General features: G+C 38.3%; 12 protein-coding genes and 2 pseudogenes. 6 read left to right on the top strand and 8 right to left on the bottom strand.

Annotated elements, in window-relative coordinates:
* Window positions 1-70: 70 nt before the first annotated feature.
* The 3 genes from O1450_RS05640 to O1450_RS05630 all read right to left on the bottom strand — a co-directional run bounded on the left by O1450_RS05640 (window position 71) and on the right by O1450_RS05630 (window position 4454).
* Entirely contained in the window at window positions 71-1390 is a 1320-nt protein-coding gene (locus O1450_RS05640; protein WP_269230017.1) for an NCS2 family permease, read from the bottom strand.
* 330 nt (window positions 1391-1720) lie between these two features.
* Window positions 1721-1918, bottom strand: coding sequence for a hypothetical protein (locus O1450_RS05635; protein WP_269230016.1), 198 nt, complete (start codon window positions 1916-1918; stop codon window positions 1721-1723).
* A gap of 331 nt (window positions 1919-2249) precedes the next feature.
* Entirely contained in the window at window positions 2250-4454 is a 2205-nt protein-coding gene (locus O1450_RS05630) for a TonB-dependent receptor (protein WP_269230015.1), read from the bottom strand.
* Between the two features lie 286 nt (window positions 4455-4740).
* Here O1450_RS05630 and O1450_RS05625 point away from each other — a divergent pair, with 286 nt between their 5' ends.
* Window positions 4741-6804, top strand: coding sequence for a TonB-dependent receptor plug domain-containing protein (locus O1450_RS05625; RefSeq protein WP_269230014.1), 2064 nt, complete (start codon window positions 4741-4743; stop codon window positions 6802-6804).
* Window positions 6805-6968: 164 nt separating this feature from the next.
* A pseudogene (locus O1450_RS05620) lies at window positions 6969-7180 on the top strand (DUF6500 family protein).
* An 18-nt stretch (window positions 7181-7198) separates the two neighbouring features.
* On the opposite strand, the gene O1450_RS05615 reads toward O1450_RS05620, so the two are convergent.
* The 3 genes from O1450_RS05615 to O1450_RS05605 are packed head-to-tail and all read right to left on the bottom strand — an operon-like array spanning window position 7199 to window position 10883.
* On the bottom strand, window positions 7199-8671 hold the full coding sequence (locus O1450_RS05615) for a sulfite reductase subunit alpha (protein ID WP_269230013.1): 1473 nt from the start codon (window positions 8669-8671) through the stop codon (window positions 7199-7201).
* Window positions 8672-8680: 9 nt separating this feature from the next.
* The gene (locus O1450_RS05610) at window positions 8681-9271 is read right to left on the bottom strand and encodes a PepSY-associated TM helix domain-containing protein (protein WP_269230012.1); all 591 of its coding nucleotides are present in this window, start codon (window positions 9269-9271) and stop codon (window positions 8681-8683) included.
* Between the two features lie 34 nt (window positions 9272-9305).
* Entirely contained in the window at window positions 9306-10883 is a 1578-nt protein-coding gene (locus O1450_RS05605; RefSeq protein WP_269230011.1) for a DUF2271 domain-containing protein, read from the bottom strand.
* Window positions 10884-11206: 323 nt separating this feature from the next.
* Between O1450_RS05605 and O1450_RS05600 the strand changes: the two genes are divergently transcribed.
* The 3 genes and pseudogenes from O1450_RS05600 to O1450_RS05590 all read left to right on the top strand — a co-directional run bounded on the left by O1450_RS05600 (window position 11207) and on the right by O1450_RS05590 (window position 13930).
* The gene (locus tag O1450_RS05600; protein WP_269230010.1) at window positions 11207-12097 is read left to right on the top strand and encodes a DUF4198 domain-containing protein; all 891 of its coding nucleotides are present in this window, start codon (window positions 11207-11209) and stop codon (window positions 12095-12097) included.
* A 114-nt stretch (window positions 12098-12211) separates the two neighbouring features.
* Window positions 12212-13215: pseudogene (locus tag O1450_RS05595) on the top strand (AraC family transcriptional regulator ligand-binding domain-containing protein).
* A gap of 91 nt (window positions 13216-13306) precedes the next feature.
* Complete coding sequence (locus tag O1450_RS05590) at window positions 13307-13930, top strand: sterol desaturase family protein (RefSeq protein WP_269230009.1); 624 nt, start codon at window positions 13307-13309, stop codon at window positions 13928-13930.
* Between the two features lie 60 nt (window positions 13931-13990).
* On the opposite strand, the gene O1450_RS05585 is transcribed toward O1450_RS05590, so the two are convergent.
* Together O1450_RS05585 and mnmG are read right to left on the bottom strand one after the other, a co-directional pair.
* Complete coding sequence (locus tag O1450_RS05585) at window positions 13991-14323, bottom strand: DMT family transporter (protein WP_269230008.1); 333 nt, start codon at window positions 14321-14323, stop codon at window positions 13991-13993.
* Between the two features lie 94 nt (window positions 14324-14417).
* The gene (gene mnmG / locus O1450_RS05580) at window positions 14418-16298 is read right to left on the bottom strand and encodes a tRNA uridine-5-carboxymethylaminomethyl(34) synthesis enzyme MnmG (protein WP_269230007.1); all 1881 of its coding nucleotides are present in this window, start codon (window positions 16296-16298) and stop codon (window positions 14418-14420) included.
* Between the two features lie 251 nt (window positions 16299-16549).
* On the opposite strand from mnmG, the gene O1450_RS05575 reads away from it, so the two are divergent.
* Window positions 16550-16864 carry a hypothetical protein gene (locus tag O1450_RS05575; protein WP_269230006.1) on the top strand — a complete coding sequence of 105 codons (315 nt, stop codon included), beginning with the start codon at window positions 16550-16552 and terminating at the stop codon, window positions 16862-16864.
* The last annotated feature ends 58 nt before the right edge of the window (window positions 16865-16922 follow it).

Here is a 16922-nt window from a genome sequence, read left to right as displayed (position 1 = left end):
GTCTAAATAAAAAAGGGTGTTGCCTGTTCGGTACACCCTCTAAAGGTTTTATCAATAACTTTTAAATGGCTTAGCCACCAAATGCAATAAATTTAAATACCCACAGTGCAGCAATAATCCAAACCATATAAGGAACGGTCTTTGCCTTGCCCGTAAATAACTTAACCAATGCATAACTGATAAAGCCCATTGCAATACCATCCGCAATTGAATACGTAAATGGCATAAATACAATCGTTAAAAATGCAGGCACTGCTTCTGTAATATCATCCCAATCAATATGTGTGATTCCTTGAATCATCAACACACCGATAAATAATAATGCAGGAGCTGTTGCAAAACTTGGAACAGATTGAGCTAACGGCGCCAAGAATAAGCAGCCAATAAATAAGAATGCAACGACAACAGCAGTCAAACCCGTACGACCACCCGCAGCAACACCCGATGCAGATTCAATATAAGGCGTGGTTGAAGATGTACCTAATGCTGCGCCTGCAACAATTGCTGTTGAATCAGCGAACAACGCTTTCTTCAAACGAGGTAACTTACCATCTTGTAGTAAACCTGCACGGTGCGATACACCAACTAAAGTCCCTGTACTATCAAATAAATCGACAATAAAGAAGACAAAAATCACCCCAACCATACTTGCAGTAAATAGACCTTCAAAATCCATTTGCATAAAGGTGGGTGCAATCGATGGAATCTGTCCAACAACACCTTTAAATTCATTTAAGCCTAAAGCTGTCGCTATTCCAGTCACAGCAAGAATACTAATGATGATCGCACCACGAACTTTTAACTGGTGTAAAACCACAATCATTAAAAAGCCAAATAAAGCCAGTAAAACCGTAGGTTGCTTGATATTTCCCAGACCAACTAAAGTCGCTGGATTGTCTACAATGATGCCTGCATTTTTAAGCGCAATGAGGGCAAGGAATAAACCAATACCGCCACCAATCGCAAATTTAAGCGACATAGGAATGGCATTGACAATTGCTTCACGAATTTTAAAAAAGCTGATTGCCAAAAAGACTAAACCTGAAACAAAAACAGCCGCAAGCGCCGTCTGCCAAGGTACACCCATGCCTAAACAGACCGAATAGGTAAAATACGCATTTAGGCCCATCCCCGGTGCAAGTGCGATTGGATAATTGGCAACAATCCCCATTACCAAGCAACCAATAGCAGCAGCTAAACAGGTTGCAACAAACACAGCACCATGATCCATTCCAGTTTCGGAAAGAATAAGTGGGTTTACAATAATGATGTAACACATCGTCAAAAATGTAGTTACACCCGCTAGAACTTCTGTTCTGAAGTTGGTTTTGTTCTCACTTAATTTAAATAAGCGTTCTAAAACACCAACCGAAGCATTAGGCGTTGTCATAACATAGCACCTGTTAAAATCTGAGATCTTAGGAATTGAAATCTATACACTTGCATTTCAATCTTTTTTGAATTTGCGAAATGGCATACACAACGATAAAGCAATCTCTATGCCAGCCGAATGCTTGTGACACCGACAAGATGTATAAATCTGACCCGCTATCAAAATGTAAAAAGCTGCATAACGAGATGCAGCTTTTTATTCAATGGTAAATATTTTAACAGATTCTAAGCAAAACTTGATGGCTTCAAATCAAAAAAAGCCTAGTTATCATACATCCTAGAAAGACACATACACTGAATTGCAATAATTATTGATTAATATCAATGACTATTGATTGTTCTTATACGATGACAAATGTGTATGCTTGGTATAATTAGGATTATTCTGGATCATATGCAAACTGTGTTCCGCATCATTTACAATTTTCGTAAGCTCTTGGCGTCTTTTATCTTGGGCATCTACATATGCAGCGTAACCCAAAACAACAATCGAACAAACAACAAGCAATGGAAGGAATATCTTCATTATTATTATCTCTATTGTATGCTTTTCTTGAATATTAACAATAATAAACAAAAATGAGAATTAATTAACATTAAATAATCACAAATTAGAAATAATTCACAATTATATGATTGTTTATAAATTGATTTTGTACATTTTTCACCCAAATAGATCTTAAATTATTTATATTCTTAAAGCAATTCCATTTTATATAATTCAATAAGATAGATCGAAATTTAAGTATTTTTATAACATTTGTTAAAATTAAAGATGGATTATTATCAAAAATCAAATAAAAAAGCATCTTTAGTTTAACTAAAGATGCTTTTACTCATATGCGATCTAAACAAGTTTAAAACTGATAATTCAATCGAACTAGAACATTACGTGGTGTTCCAGGCATTGACTCTGAGCGCCAATAGTCTTTATTGGTTAGGTTATTTACAGCAATAGTCACATTCCATGGATCAGCACTATAGCCAATTGCAGCATCTAAACGCGTGAATCCTTGAAAATCGATAGGCTTATTATCTAAACTGCCATTTGAATATATCTTCGCATCACCGACATAAGTTGCTCCGATTTCACCATAGATTTTATCTGTAGGTAAATAACGCACGAATACGTTACCTGTATGACGTGGTGTATTGTTCAACACCTTACCAATATTTGCGGTCTTATTGTCTTTTGTCACCTCAGTGTCCATATAGCTATAACCACCGCGAACAAAAAGATTATCTAACGCGCGTCCGATAAAACTAAACTCCACACCTTTAGACTGATGTTGTCCCCCAACAACCCAATCATTTGGCTTATTGTCTGGATCTGGTTGGTAGCGAATATTATTTTTACGGATATCATAGACCGAAAGCTGGGTATTCAATCGATCATTAAGCCAATCACTTTTTACCCCAATTTCATATTGTTCGTTATATTGTGGCTTGGCATCAAAAGCATTTAACTTGCTATCTCCAGAGACCACATTAACACTGACACGCCCACCAAAAGGTGCGAAGCTTTTGCTATAGGAAGCATAAAAACTTTGGCTCTCTATCGGTTGCCAAATAAAACCAACATTCGGACTAAAGCTTTCGCCATCGATACTACGATGATAATCCAAAGCATCACTAGTCTTCAGACGATTGGTTGTTTCGGATTGAAAATAGTCATAACGACCACCCAACATGATTTTAAAATAATCATTGAAACTTATTAAGTCCTGAACAAATAGACCATAAGCTTCATTCTGATAGTAATTATGGGTTCTAATATTTAAATCACCTGTCCCTCTAGAACTGGTTCGATCTCCTGTTAACGGGTTTACATAGCCGTATATGGCAGAACCATTTTTATTTTGGTTTGCTAAAAGTGGTTCTCGTTGCTCGTATGTCCAGTCAGCACCAACCAATACGTTGTGTTTGAGAGCACCTGTATCAAACTCTCCACGTATATCAAAAGTGTTACTGGTGGTTTTGTTATTGGTTTGCTGCCAATAATAAATTTGCGAAATTTCACCAACATGCCCCTTACATGAACCCGCATTTGCAATCACGGTATTTTCAGTAGTGCAAAGTCCTCCCAAGTAGAAATGATCAAAGTTTTGTTGAGCCTCTCGGTAGCTCACAGCCCAGTGAAAATTCCATTTTGGCGCAAATTCATAATTCAAATCAGAACGAGCAACCTGTAAAATATCATTTACATAATCGCCCTCTTGTGCGAAACCTGTTTTGATGGAAGTGCCTTGAGGAAGGGCAGAAAATGATGGACCACGATCAGGCACTCGATGTAACTTATCGTAGGTATATTGCATTGTCCAAGTGAGACCTTCATCATTTTTATAGGTAAAGCTTGGTGACAACATTTCAATTTTATTTTCAATTCCTGAACGAAAACTATCTGATTCGCCATACTCTCCTGTCAAACGTAATGCGAGGTTATCCGTTACAACTTGATTCAAATCAACAGTCGTACCATAGTTATCGTACGAACCCGTATAAATACCAACTGAGCTTTTAGAGTCAAAGTTGGCAAATTTACTGACCATATTGATCACCCCACCGCCTGAACTACGTCCATAAAGCACAGAAGATGGTCCCTTCAATATTTCAATACGCTCAATATTTGCAGTACTACGGCGAACTTGACCACTTTCACGAATACCATCACGATAGATATCGCCAGTATCTGCATTAAATCCCCGAAGATTAATACCATCTCCACGCATGTCATAACTTGTTGATACACCAGGTGTTCCCTGCAACATGACACTTAAATCATTTGCACCATAGATTTTATATTTCTGAACATCAATGGTATCAATCGTTTGAGGAATATCTTTTTTCTTTAGTCCATTTCGAGTCACACTGGCTTGATCATAATCAATGTAACTTTTGATTGGATCAAGCTCACTCATCGCTTCAATTTTAATGGTTGGCATAACCGCAGCCTGAGTATTGTTCTCGTTGGCAAATAAGTACTGCGCTTGTAAGAGCATTAAGCTTAATGCACTAAATCTAAAAATAGGCTTGTGAGAGAGCGTAACATATCGAGATGTCATAAAAATTCCAAACAAAAAATCAGACAAATATTAAGAAAAACTTAAAATATAAAAAACAATACAATATTAATGAAAATAATTCTTATTTTCATCATATTTTACATAAATTCTTTGCCTCAGCTTATTTAGCAGTCAATTTTTATGAAATCATGCTATTTAATAGCGCATAACTGATTAAAAAATATTTTTTAAATCTGAGGCTTATTTAAGCTAAATTCCATTTTTCTACACAATTTTACATTAGGCTACATGCAAAATAATTTGATTCTTTTTTGGGGCATTTAAAATGAAACATCCTCTCTACTATGGAAAATTAAGCGCACTCAGTTCGGCATTACTCAGTATAAGTTCTTCAATTTTTGCTGCCGATACCAACACAACGCCTCCATCTGCCGAACCAGTAGTTCAAACTTTACCTACTCTTTCTTTTAAAGCGTCTGCAGAGCCACAAAAACAAAAAGATGATGACATCAGTGCAGTTCCAAAGACAGTGATTACCCGAGATGAAATGCTGCAATATGGCGATCAATCCGTCATGGATGCTTTACGCCGTGCGGCAGGTTTTCAACTTCCAACGCCTGGACAAGGTCCTCGTGGTGGTAGCGGTGCTTCTGGAATGCGTTTTCGTGGTGGTGCTGGCCCGACATTCTTAATCAATGGTGAACCAGTGCAAGGTGGCCCTCGTGGTGGAATGTCTATTATTGACACCATTACCCCTGAAATGATTGAACGTATTGAGATTGTTAAACAACCAAGTGTTGCTCAAGCTTCAGTTGCATCATCGGCAGTGATCAATATTATTTTAAAAGAACCACTGGATAATCGTATAAGTGGTTCAGTAAAAGTAGGTTATGGTCTACGCAATAGTAATCAGCAAGAATCTGAAAATAAACAAATTAATATTCAAGCTGATGGTCGTGACAATGCATGGTCATATAGTGTATCTGCAAATCAAATGTGGATTGATAATACGTCACTCACTAAAACTGAGACGGCAACTGGAATACGTGAACAAGCACGTACTGTCAATCGCACCATGCAAATGTTTGCCCCTCGCTTGCAATATGATCTTGATGATCAACAAAAGTTAAGCGCTGAATTATTCTATCGCAATATTAAAATGGATGGGTACTCAGCAAATCAAACTCAAGATGATAAAAATGATAGCATCCGTTTAAATACACGCTATGAACGCAAAGACAAAGATCTCAGCGATAAAATCAAATTATCTGTTGAACGCCAAACAGAAACTCAACTGACACATTCACCTCAAAATACCATTTACACGGATGAAACCATTAATGAATATGGTTTAGCTTATGATGGTATGCGTAAATTAGACCCAGATCGTCAAATTAAATTTGGGGCTGATCTACGTAGTAATAATCTAGATAGTAATGTAAGCGAAAGTTTAGACGAACAACGCTATGCTTTATATGCTGAAGGAAGCTGGCATTTTACAGATCGACAAACGATTACCTTAGGTGCGCGCCAAGAATGGTTAAATCGCTCAGGTCTAGTCGATTATCAAGATCAGCATTTGAGTCCAGTACTGGCTTATCGTTTTGATCTGACCGAACAATGGTCAATTCAAACAAATCTCAGCCAAGCATTTAACACACCAAAAACCGAACGTCTCATTTCTAATGTGACTGTTTCTACAGATAGTGATGCTGGTTCATTAAACAATCCAGATCGTGGTGGAAATCCAAACTTAAAACCAGAAAAAACCCGTGCTGCTGAATCAACACTGGCATATGACTCAGCGAATGGTGGTATGAGTTTAACTGCATATCATCGCGAAATTAAAGATTACATCGAAAAGGTGATTGCCCTTGAAGGCTCTCGCTATGTTGAACGCCCACAAAACCAAAATGAAGCAACAACTTACGGCGTTGAGCTTTCTGGGCGTTATGCGTTAAAACAAACAGATGCGGGTCATTCATTTATGCTGAATGGTCAAGTATCAACCATCCGTGCCAAAGTTGAAGATGAACAACACAATCAACGTTTAGTGAGTGATGTTGCACCCTATAATGCAAGCGCAGGTTTATCTTATAACTTTAAGCCTTGGCAACTTTCTACCAGTATCAATGTGAGCTATACCCCTGAATTCACTCGCGGCTTAGATAATCAACCTTATGATCGAACCACCAATGAACGATTTGGTGTAGATCTAAGTGCAACTAAACGCTTTACTCATGGTTGGGCAGCAAGTTTGAATCTGAACAATGTATTAAGCACAGATTATAAAGAACGATTGACCAACCAATCTGATGGTAGTTTATATCAAGCAAGAACAAACCAAGGCATGCCTAGTTTCCAATTCTCTATTGAGAAAAAGTTCTAACTTTCCCACCAAGACTGCATTGATTCTTGATCAACAAAAGCCAGTTATAAAAATAGCTGGCTTTTTAGATTTCAAAATAGATATTAAAAATCTAACTATGAGAATTTTCGATATTGGGAATGCTATGATCTGCATATTATTTTCTTTAATGAATAAAGGATAATATGAGAGCCGAACTCAAAGCTAAAATCGTGCAGGTCTGCGATGAAAAAATTGCAAAAAAGGCAATAACGTCGGACTTTCTTTTTATGCTTTCTTTGCTAATAAAAATGATGATCCTGAACGCTTAATGGAAGCTGCCCATTGGTGGATCATAGAGCATCGGCTTGATCATTTTGAAAAAGCTGACAAGATTAAAGCACTAGTCTTAGCCTAATTCGATTAATCGCAAGACTTAATACACATCTCGTTGATAACGCTGTTCCTGTTTAAGCTGTTCTAGGTGTTCATACCCTAGAATCTCTTTTAGTGCTTGATCCACACCACTCGCCATGCCTTGCAAGCTACCACAGACATATATCGCTGCACCTTGTGCAATCCATGTCTGTAATTGAACCGATTGTGTTCTTAGACAATCTTGCACATAGACTTTTTCAGCCTGATCACGTGAAAAAGCATAATCCACCTGATCCAGAAAACCATGCTGCTGCCAATATCGAATCTCTGTTTGGTATAAATGATCAAACTGCTGCTGTCTTTCACCAAAAATTAGCCAATTATTTTTATATCCCCAATGCTCACGTTGGCGTAAATGCGCAACTAGACCAGCAATTCCCGTACCATTGCCAATTAAAATCAGCGGTCGTTCATCATGAACTAAGTGAAAACTTGGATTATGACGTATATTGGCTTGCAGCGATTGGTTGTGTTCCAACCCCGCCGTCAACCAACCTGAACCTAGTCCTAAACCTGATTCAGTCTGTTGCTGCCTCACCACCAATTCGATTAAACCATTTTCAGGTAAGCTCGCAATCGAATACTCACGTTGAGCTAATGATTCAAACTGTGCAATCCATTCTGCGAATGAAAGCGAAGCTCTAGGCGGTAATTTTCTTAAATTTAAGCGGCGTAGTTGAGGGATGAAATCCACTGCATCTTTTTGCTGTTGTGCTGCTAAAAAATCGTGAATATCAGCCGTATTATTTTCACATTGAATTTCTAAAATATCACCTGATGACCAAACCAAATCTTGTTCAGGAATCAATTGGATTTTATAAATTGCTTCCCCAATACTGCCTCTATTCAAACATTGGCGATGAGCAAATCTTAATTCCACATGCTCTTTTTCAAGAGATAGCGCTGAAAATTGAGTGGTGGTTAATTGCTCCAGACCAAGCAACCATTGTTCTAAATCACGACTATTAAGCTGATCGACACAAACAGTCGAAAATAGAGCCTGAGCTTGCTGCTTCAATAACCATTGTTCTAGTGTTTTTCCAAACTGACAAAAATTCGCATAGCGTTGATCACCCAATGCAAGCACTGCAAAGGATAAATGCGATAAATCTAAAGATTGGGACAATATTTTATGGACAAATGACTGGGCGGCATCAGGTGCATCCCCTTCGCCATAAGTACTCACCACCCATAAAATATGTTGATGTTGGGTTAAATCAGCAATACTCAGTTCTTGAATATTTCGAATTGCAGTGTGATGATCAATTAAACGCAATTGTTCAGCCGTATGCTTTGCCCAAGATTCAGCATGACCTGATTGACTTGCATACACCACTAAATAAGCAGGATGATCTTGATTGGCTTTTTGCTTCGCATGACGTTGTTGCCATAACAACCAAACGATTATAAAAAGATGTAGACTCAATAATATTGCCAATATCACAATAATCGTCAGTACAGCTTGAGTCATCCTTTCACCTTAAATAGCAGACCAAATGAGCAGAATAATTGCCGATAAACTACATGCTGTTAAAAGCAGATGTGTCACTAAACGGGTTTTAATAGTCAGAAACAGGATATAACCTGCCAACGACAATAAAATAATGATGATTGCACTGATATCAATTAACCAATGCCAAGCTGTTCCAACGTTTTTGCCACGATGTAGATCATTTAATAGTGAAACAGGAGTAGCTGATTTTTGTGTAATTTCAACATCACCATTATCGAGCAACACCCACAAGTCGGTTGAACCTGCGGGGCTTTCGAGACGAATCATGACTTCACCATCCATCACTTCGCTACTTTTATAACGACCAATCAAAGGTTGTTTTGTACGAACATATTCCACAATACTTTGGCTTGGATTCTCTTGTTTTTGCAGAGACGCAACCAAGGTTGGCGGTAAAGTGAATGTGGTCGTTTGCTCTGCATTTTTTGATTTAAACCAATCAGGATTATTGAGAAATAAACCTGTAGCAGCAAAGAAGATCAAAACGATAAAGGCAAAGGCAGAAAGCCAACCATGCACATAACGTGCATGGCGGTAAAAATCACGGCGCTGATACAAGGGACTAGCCTCATAGATGGAGTGATGCTAAAGCTTAAGCACCACGTTGGAAATTCAATTTAACTGTACCAATTTCTGCTTGAGCAGGCAGCGTTTGTGTTGCAGCTTTTGGTGTGACATTCAACTCAATGGTTTGATAAGAATGATCACCATGCTCACGCGAAGTTTCAATATGGATAATATATTTACCTGCATTCACTATTTTACCCGCTTCATCTTTACCATCCCAAGCCAACTTATACTGTCCTGGTTGACGTGAAGGTTTTGCAACAGCATCTAAGTTTGGCATTTGACGACCATATCGACGCCACCAAACATAGTTAGAGTTAATCCACTTCTCATCTTTACCCCAGACAGCCAGTGTACGCACAATCTTTTTATCACTATCTGTTACCCAAACCGAGACATAAGGCGCACGGTAGTTGTCTACTGCGATCTTTGGAATATTCACTTCTAACTGAGCTTGATAGCCTTTTGGCCAAGCTGTTGCTGCACCATTCGCTGCAACATGACGCATCATTCCAGGTTGATTGGCATCCATTAAAGATGACCATCCTGAACTTTGATAACGTGTGCCATCAGTTGCAACAAGTTGAGCCTCATAACCGACGAGTTGTTCAATCAGTTGCATCCCCTCATGTGCAGGCATTGCAGTTAATGCGGTTGCTAATGCATCTGAATCAGCAGCACACTGTCCAACCACAACACATTGTTCAACGTTTTGAATCGGTTGTCCTGTATGTGGATTTAACAAATGCGATTGATTTGCGAGTCCACGATAGCCTTGACCACTAAAAGCCACAGCTTGATCTTTAAGGTTGAGTACTTGAGTTGGTGCAACATTATCAAAACGTTCATTCGGGTCTTGTACACCAACTTTCCAACCCGCTTGTTGAGGTGATTGCCCCCAAACACGCATATCACCGCCAATATCAATCAGAATCCCTTGTAAATGTGGTACAGCTTGTTTTGCTGCCAACAAAGCACGGTCAATCACATAACCTTTGGCATAAGCATCAGGTGCAATTTTAACTGCTGAAGGTGTTTTAATTTGTTTCGTTTCAGGATTCAGTTCAATACTTTGCGTTTGTAACTGACGCAGTAATGATTCTTGAGTATTGTCATCCAAGCGTTGGACTTGATTGCTTTGTTCCCACAACTGAATCAACTGCCCTAAACGCGCATCAAAACCACCACATGTTGCACTGCGCCATTGCTCACAAGCCGCAACAACCTCATAAAGTTCAGATGAAGCAGAAATTTGGTGTTCACGATTTAATTGGCTAATTTCACTATCAGCACGCCAAACTGAAAGAATTTGATCAAGTCGAGCAATTTCTGTCTGAATCGCTTGTAATGCCTTTTCTGCATCTTGTTGCTGAGATGTAGTGACCACAACATCTAAAGATGTACCTAGCACATGATCTTGATGAAAACGATAACTTGGTGCTTGAGCTGACTCAGATAACTGTTGTATTGCATTTTCACTGAGACTCGGCTCATTTGCTTGAGTCGCCGTGATTGGTGACATGAATACAGCCAACGCTGCCATCAACGGTGATAAACGAAAGAGTATCTGTACTGGACGAGAAAGTTGTTGAGTTGATGACATACTAGGGTTCCATTCTCCAAGATTTACCTAAAATCTATTGATCAATAGATTCAAAATAATGCTCTTAACTTTATCTTAATGCTCATCTTGTTTTCAGCAAAATTTTGGCAGAATGAATGACTATATTATTAAATAAAATCAATGACATTAATCAAAATTAGGCTTCACATAAGCGAGGGAAATATTTTTTTAATTGCCAATCCAAGTGTTTCAGCTTGACGATTAAAAATTTATCGAAATAATATTGCAATTGATACTCGTTATCAAGTAGATTGTCACAAATCTTGTGCGTTTTTGCTTATTTATCTTTTAAGGAATTCTTCATGCGTCATTTGGTTACGATTGCATTACTTTCTGCCTTACCAACATTAAGTTTTGCCCATACTGCTAGCCCTTTTTTATTGCCAGAAGTATTTGATAGTAAGTCAGACAATGTTAGTTTCCAAAGTAGTATCACTGTAGAAAAATTCTTTGTTCCAAGCAGAAACTTTAAAACGAGTTACCAAGTTACAAGCCCTGATGGAAAGACGACATCACTTAATGCAGCAGCAGAACTGAAAAAGTTTAATATTGCTGAATTCACTTTAGCCAATGAAGGAACCTACCGTATCCGAACCAAAGATGCTGTAGGTAATCCAACCAAATATGCTTTAGTGGATGGTCATTGGTTACGTGTACGCGCACCACGCCCTGCAAATGCATCACCAATGCAACAACCCCAAGCAAATGCTGAACAAAAAGCACCTCAACAAGCACCTGCGAATCAACCACCTCGTTTTGTTGCTGAAGACCAAGTTCCAGCCAATGCAAAAACAATACAAACCACCAATTATTATATTGCCGAAAGTTTTGTAACGAAAGGCAAACCAAGCCAAACTCCACAAGTTGAAAATAAAGGTTTTGAGTTTAAATTTTTAACACATCCAAATGAATTATATGTTGGTGAATCACTTAAAGCACAAGTTTTAATGGATGGCAAAGCTGTTCCTAACTTAGAAGTTGATGTCTTTAAAGGTGCAAGTAGCTATCAACCAAATGCAAAACGTGAACAACCCCATGTGAAAACCAATGCAAAAGGTGAAGTTGAAGTTAAATTTAATGAAGCTGGTATTTATTTAATTACAGCCGCTTATCCTGAAGCAAACCCTGATAATACCAAACAACCTGTGACTCAAACCTATACTTATAGTGTTACTGTAGAAGTGACTGAATAAGTCGATTAGGCACTTACTTGCTGTAAGTGCCTTTCTTTCACCTTGTTATAAAATACAATTCATTTTGATCATAAAAATAGTATATTGTTTTAAAACGAATACTTACCCTGTTTTATGACTTCAAAAAAAACCAGTGATGCAGGCATCTTTTTATGGATGGTTTATCAAACCATGTAAAAGATGAATCTAGACGCAGCAGCCATTTTTGCCAGTGTACATTTACCCGATCAAGCTCCTGATAAATTTGTCCGCCGTGATAATTCAACTCAATCACGTTTTTGGCATGCAGCAGCAGAAATCAGTCGAGATCAAAATGTTGGTTTGCATATTGCATCAATGTTCCCGCCTTTCGTGGGCAAGTAATTGAATATCTTTTTCTCAGTAGCCCAACCTTTGGCGAAGGTCTAAAAAGAACGATTCGCTATCAAGCATTATTGACAGACGCAATGTCATTTAAGCTTTTATTCAAAAATGAAACGACTACAATTATTTCTGGTCTTAATCATCCAATTCGACATTATTTAGAATGTGAGATTGGAATTTTACTCAATTTTTTAAAATATATGAGTGAAAATACTTTTGTACCGATTGAAATTGGTTTGCCTTATCAAGAAGGTGCAACACAAGAAGAATATTTTAAAGTATGGGGCTGTCCTGTCAAACTCGGACAAACAGATGGTTATATTTGCTTTGATCAACAACTATTAAATATTCCCTCACCTGCATATGAACCTGAATTATTAAAAATCCACGAGCATCATGCAGAATCTCAACTTGAACGCCTTAACAAACATCAACTCATCCAGCAGATAGAAAGAATTCTAGCCAACGGTTTACTAGAATCAGGCGAATTTGACCAAAACATAGTCGCATAACATTTAAATCGTAGCGCTCGCAGCTTAAGGGCTGATTTACATTTACTTAATACTAGCTACGAAAAAGTGATTGCGGGTTATCTTGAACGTTTAGCTAGACGCTTGTTATCTCAGACACAAGAGAATATTGATCAAATCGTTTACTTAACAGGATTTTCTGAACCATCTGCATTTTCTAGAGCATTTAAACGTTGGACTGGAGAAACACCGACTGCTTATCGACAAAGAAAAAAAATAATTTGATTTGATAGGCAGATTAAAACTGTCAGCTCGGTCAAAACTTTTGATCGTGATTTTCTTAAAATCTGAAGCATGTTTTACGAGGTCATCTCACATGATTGGTTTTCTAGTAGGTATCTTTGTTGCAAATGGTATGGAATGGTATTTTCATAAAGTCTGGTTGCATGAATTTCCAAGCAAAAATAGAAACAGTCCATTTTTCACGCATATTGCTCACCACAAACGCGCACGCCTAAATAGCTTTCATGATGAAGGTTATGCAGAATCAATGTTTAAAAATTCTGAAATATATAATGAAAAATCAGCACTTATCGGTCTAGCAGCAGCATCAACAATTTTCCTGCCCGTTGCGCCTTTTTTTACTGCTGGTTTGTATTATGGTATTTGGAATTATTGGAAAGTTCATGCCAAATCACACTTAGACCCTGAATACGCCAAGCAACGAATTCCGTGGCATTATGACCACCACATGACCAGTAACCAAAATGCCAACTGGTGTATAACCAAGCCTTGGTTTGACTATATTATGGGAACACGTGTTTTAACTGATGTATCGCATACGGAAACAAACCCTCTAGCCATCAAAATGCCATTATGGTTAGAAAAAAAAGTGAATCGTGTTGCTCGCCGTGTATTACCTAAAGCCTATGCAAAAATTGATGCGAATACTCAACTAGATCAGCACAATTTGCGTCAAGGGATTGAAATCGCTTTGTAAATGATAAAGTGAACATGATTTTAATCTGCCGAGCAAATATCAGCTCGGTTTTTTATTTGATTAATGAGAACTCGTTTTCGACAATAAGTTTAAGATCAGTACACCACTCATAATCAGTACAATCCCAATAATTCCCCAAACATCTAACTTCTGATCAAATACAAACCATGCCACGGTGGTAATCAAAACAATTCCAACACCCGACCATACCGCATAAGCAATACCAACGGGAATTGTTTTCAATGTGAGAGATAAACAATAAAATGCAATCATATAACCGAGTACAACAACAATAGATGCAATCGGCTTAGTGAACCCTTCACTACTTTTTAAAGCAGAAGTAGCAATCACTTCAGCAACAATTGCGATAAATAAAATGAGCCAATTCTTCATTCAATTTCCCATAGATAAATGGTTAAGAACAAAATTAAAAAAAATACCCTCTTATAAAAAGAGGGTATTTTTAACACGTAACTTTATACAAGAATTATGCTGATTTCTTCGCCATATTGTTTTTGCGAATGGTGATCATCAATAATTGTACTGCTGCGGGAGTCACACCTGGGATACGACTAGCTTGTGCCAAAGTTTCTGGACGAACTGTTTTTAACTTCAAGGTGATTTCACGTGACAAACCAGAGATACCATCATATTCAAAATCAGATGGAATTCTGGTTTCTTCAAGACGCTTTAACTGTGCAACATCTTCATGCTGACGATGAATATAGCCTTCGTATTTCACCGCAATTTCGATTTGCTCACCCACTTGCTCTGAAACCTCAGAACCCGTTAATTCTGCAATTTGACTGAAATTGATATTTGGGCGTTTTAATAAATCAATCGCACTACATTCTTTACTAAGATCAGCACCCGTCATTTCAACGAATTTTTTACCCATTGGATTGTTTGGCGCAGCCCACAAATGTTGTAAACGAGAAGTTTCGCGCTCAACCGCTTCCATTTTTTCGCTATATGCAGCCCAACGCTCATCATCCACTAAGCCAAGCTCACGACCAATAGATGTTAGACGTTGATCAGCATTGTCTTCACGCAACATCAAACGATATTCCGCACGCGAGGTAAACATACGGTACGGCTCTTTGGTGCCAAGTGTAATCAAATCGTCAACCAATACGCCCATGTAAGCTTGATCACGTTTTGGTGTCCACTCTTCTTGTTCCCACGCACGGCGTGCAGCATTCAAACCAGCAAGCAAACCCTGTGCCCCCGCTTCTTCATAACCTGTGGTACCGTTGATTTGACCAGCAAAGTACAGATTTTGAATCGCTTTGGTTTCAAGTGTAAATTTCAATGCTTGTGGATTGAAATAGTCATATTCAATCGCATAGCCTGGGCGCAAGATATGCGCATTTTCCATACCACGGATCGAACGAACTAAATTGAACTGTACGTCAAATGGTAATGATGTTGAAATCCCGTTTGGATAAAGTTCATGCGTATCCAAGCCTTCTGGCTCCAAGAACACTTGATGTGAATCTTTATCAGCAAAACGGTGAATCTTATCTTCAATTGATGGGCAATAACGCGGGCCTACACCTTCAATTACACCCGTATACATAGGTGAACGATCTAGACCACCACGAATAATTTCATGGGTTTTTTCACTTGTATGGGTAATATAGCAATTCACCTGTTCAGGATGCATGGATGCATTACCCATAAATGACATTACAGGCGATGGGAAATCACCTGGCTGTGGCGTCATCACAGAGAAATCAACCGTACGCGCATCAATACGTGGTGGTGTACCTGTTTTTAAACGACCTACTGGCAATTTAAGTTCACGCAAACGATGAGCTAATGCAATTGACGGTGGATCGCCCGCACGACCACCACTTGAGTTTTGTAGACCAATATGAATCACACCACCCAAGAATGTACCTGTCGTCAATACCACAGTTTTGGTATCAAAACGGATGCCCATTTGAGTCACAACACCCTTAACGGTATCGCCTTCTACAATAAGATCATCTGCCGCTTGTTGGAAAATATCCAAGTTGGCTTGGTTTTCTAAGGTATGACGAATTGCAGCTTTAAAACGTACACGGTCAGCTTGCGCACGCGTTGCACGAACCGCAGCACCTTTACGAGAGTTTAAAATACGGAATTGAATACCACCTTTATCCGCAGCAAGTGCCATTGCACCACCTAAGGCATCAATCTCACGAACAAGATGTGATTTACCAATACCACCAATCGCAGGGTTACAGCTCATCTGTCCCAAAGTTTCAATATTATGCGTCAACAATAATGTTTGTCTTCCCATACGTGCTGCAGCAAGTGCCGCTTCCGTACCAGCGTGACCGCCACCAATTACGATAACGTCGTAAACTTTAGGATAGTGCATAGTGGTAAATGTGTATTCAAAAAATGACAGAGTATTATACAGGATTTTTCATATTAAGTTGACAAAAACCGTCAATATTCTTATTCACTAGAAATCAATAATCTGCATACAAAACACACAAAAAGAAACCTTCTGTTGCATTTTTCTTCTATGGTTAACAAAGCGCCACACAATCATTAACCTGATCGCCACTGTTTTACTGAATGAATTTCTTATTCTAATTAATGCATAAAATACTTTAGGAAAATGATATGAACAAAAAGTTTTTAATTTCATCGTTTCTTTGTAGCCTATGTTTAGCTCTAACTGCACAAGTAAATGCTAAATCGACTGTTGATGCTCAAGCTCAAAAGTATCAACAAGTTTGTAAAAGCAAAAAACAAGGTGATATAGTTTCTTTTGCTTATAAAGGTGTTGTTTATAATGGCACATGTGAACCGAATGAAGCTGGAAAACTAGCATTACTGCCACCGATGCCTGCTAACAACGCGACACCTGAAACTCAAAGCAAAATTTCAGAAACTCAGTCCGCACCTCGTCCAGTAAGTTCAGTACAAACACCATAGATTTGTGCAAATAGGAAAGTTATAAATATTTAAAATGATAAAAGAATGTGACCTAAGC

It is taken from the genome of Acinetobacter sp. TR11 (assembly GCF_027105035.1).
Taxonomy (GTDB): Bacteria; Pseudomonadota; Gammaproteobacteria; order Pseudomonadales; family Moraxellaceae; genus Acinetobacter.
Note: the sequence above shows the minus strand (reverse complement) of the source record. Positions and strands in the feature narration are given on the sequence as shown.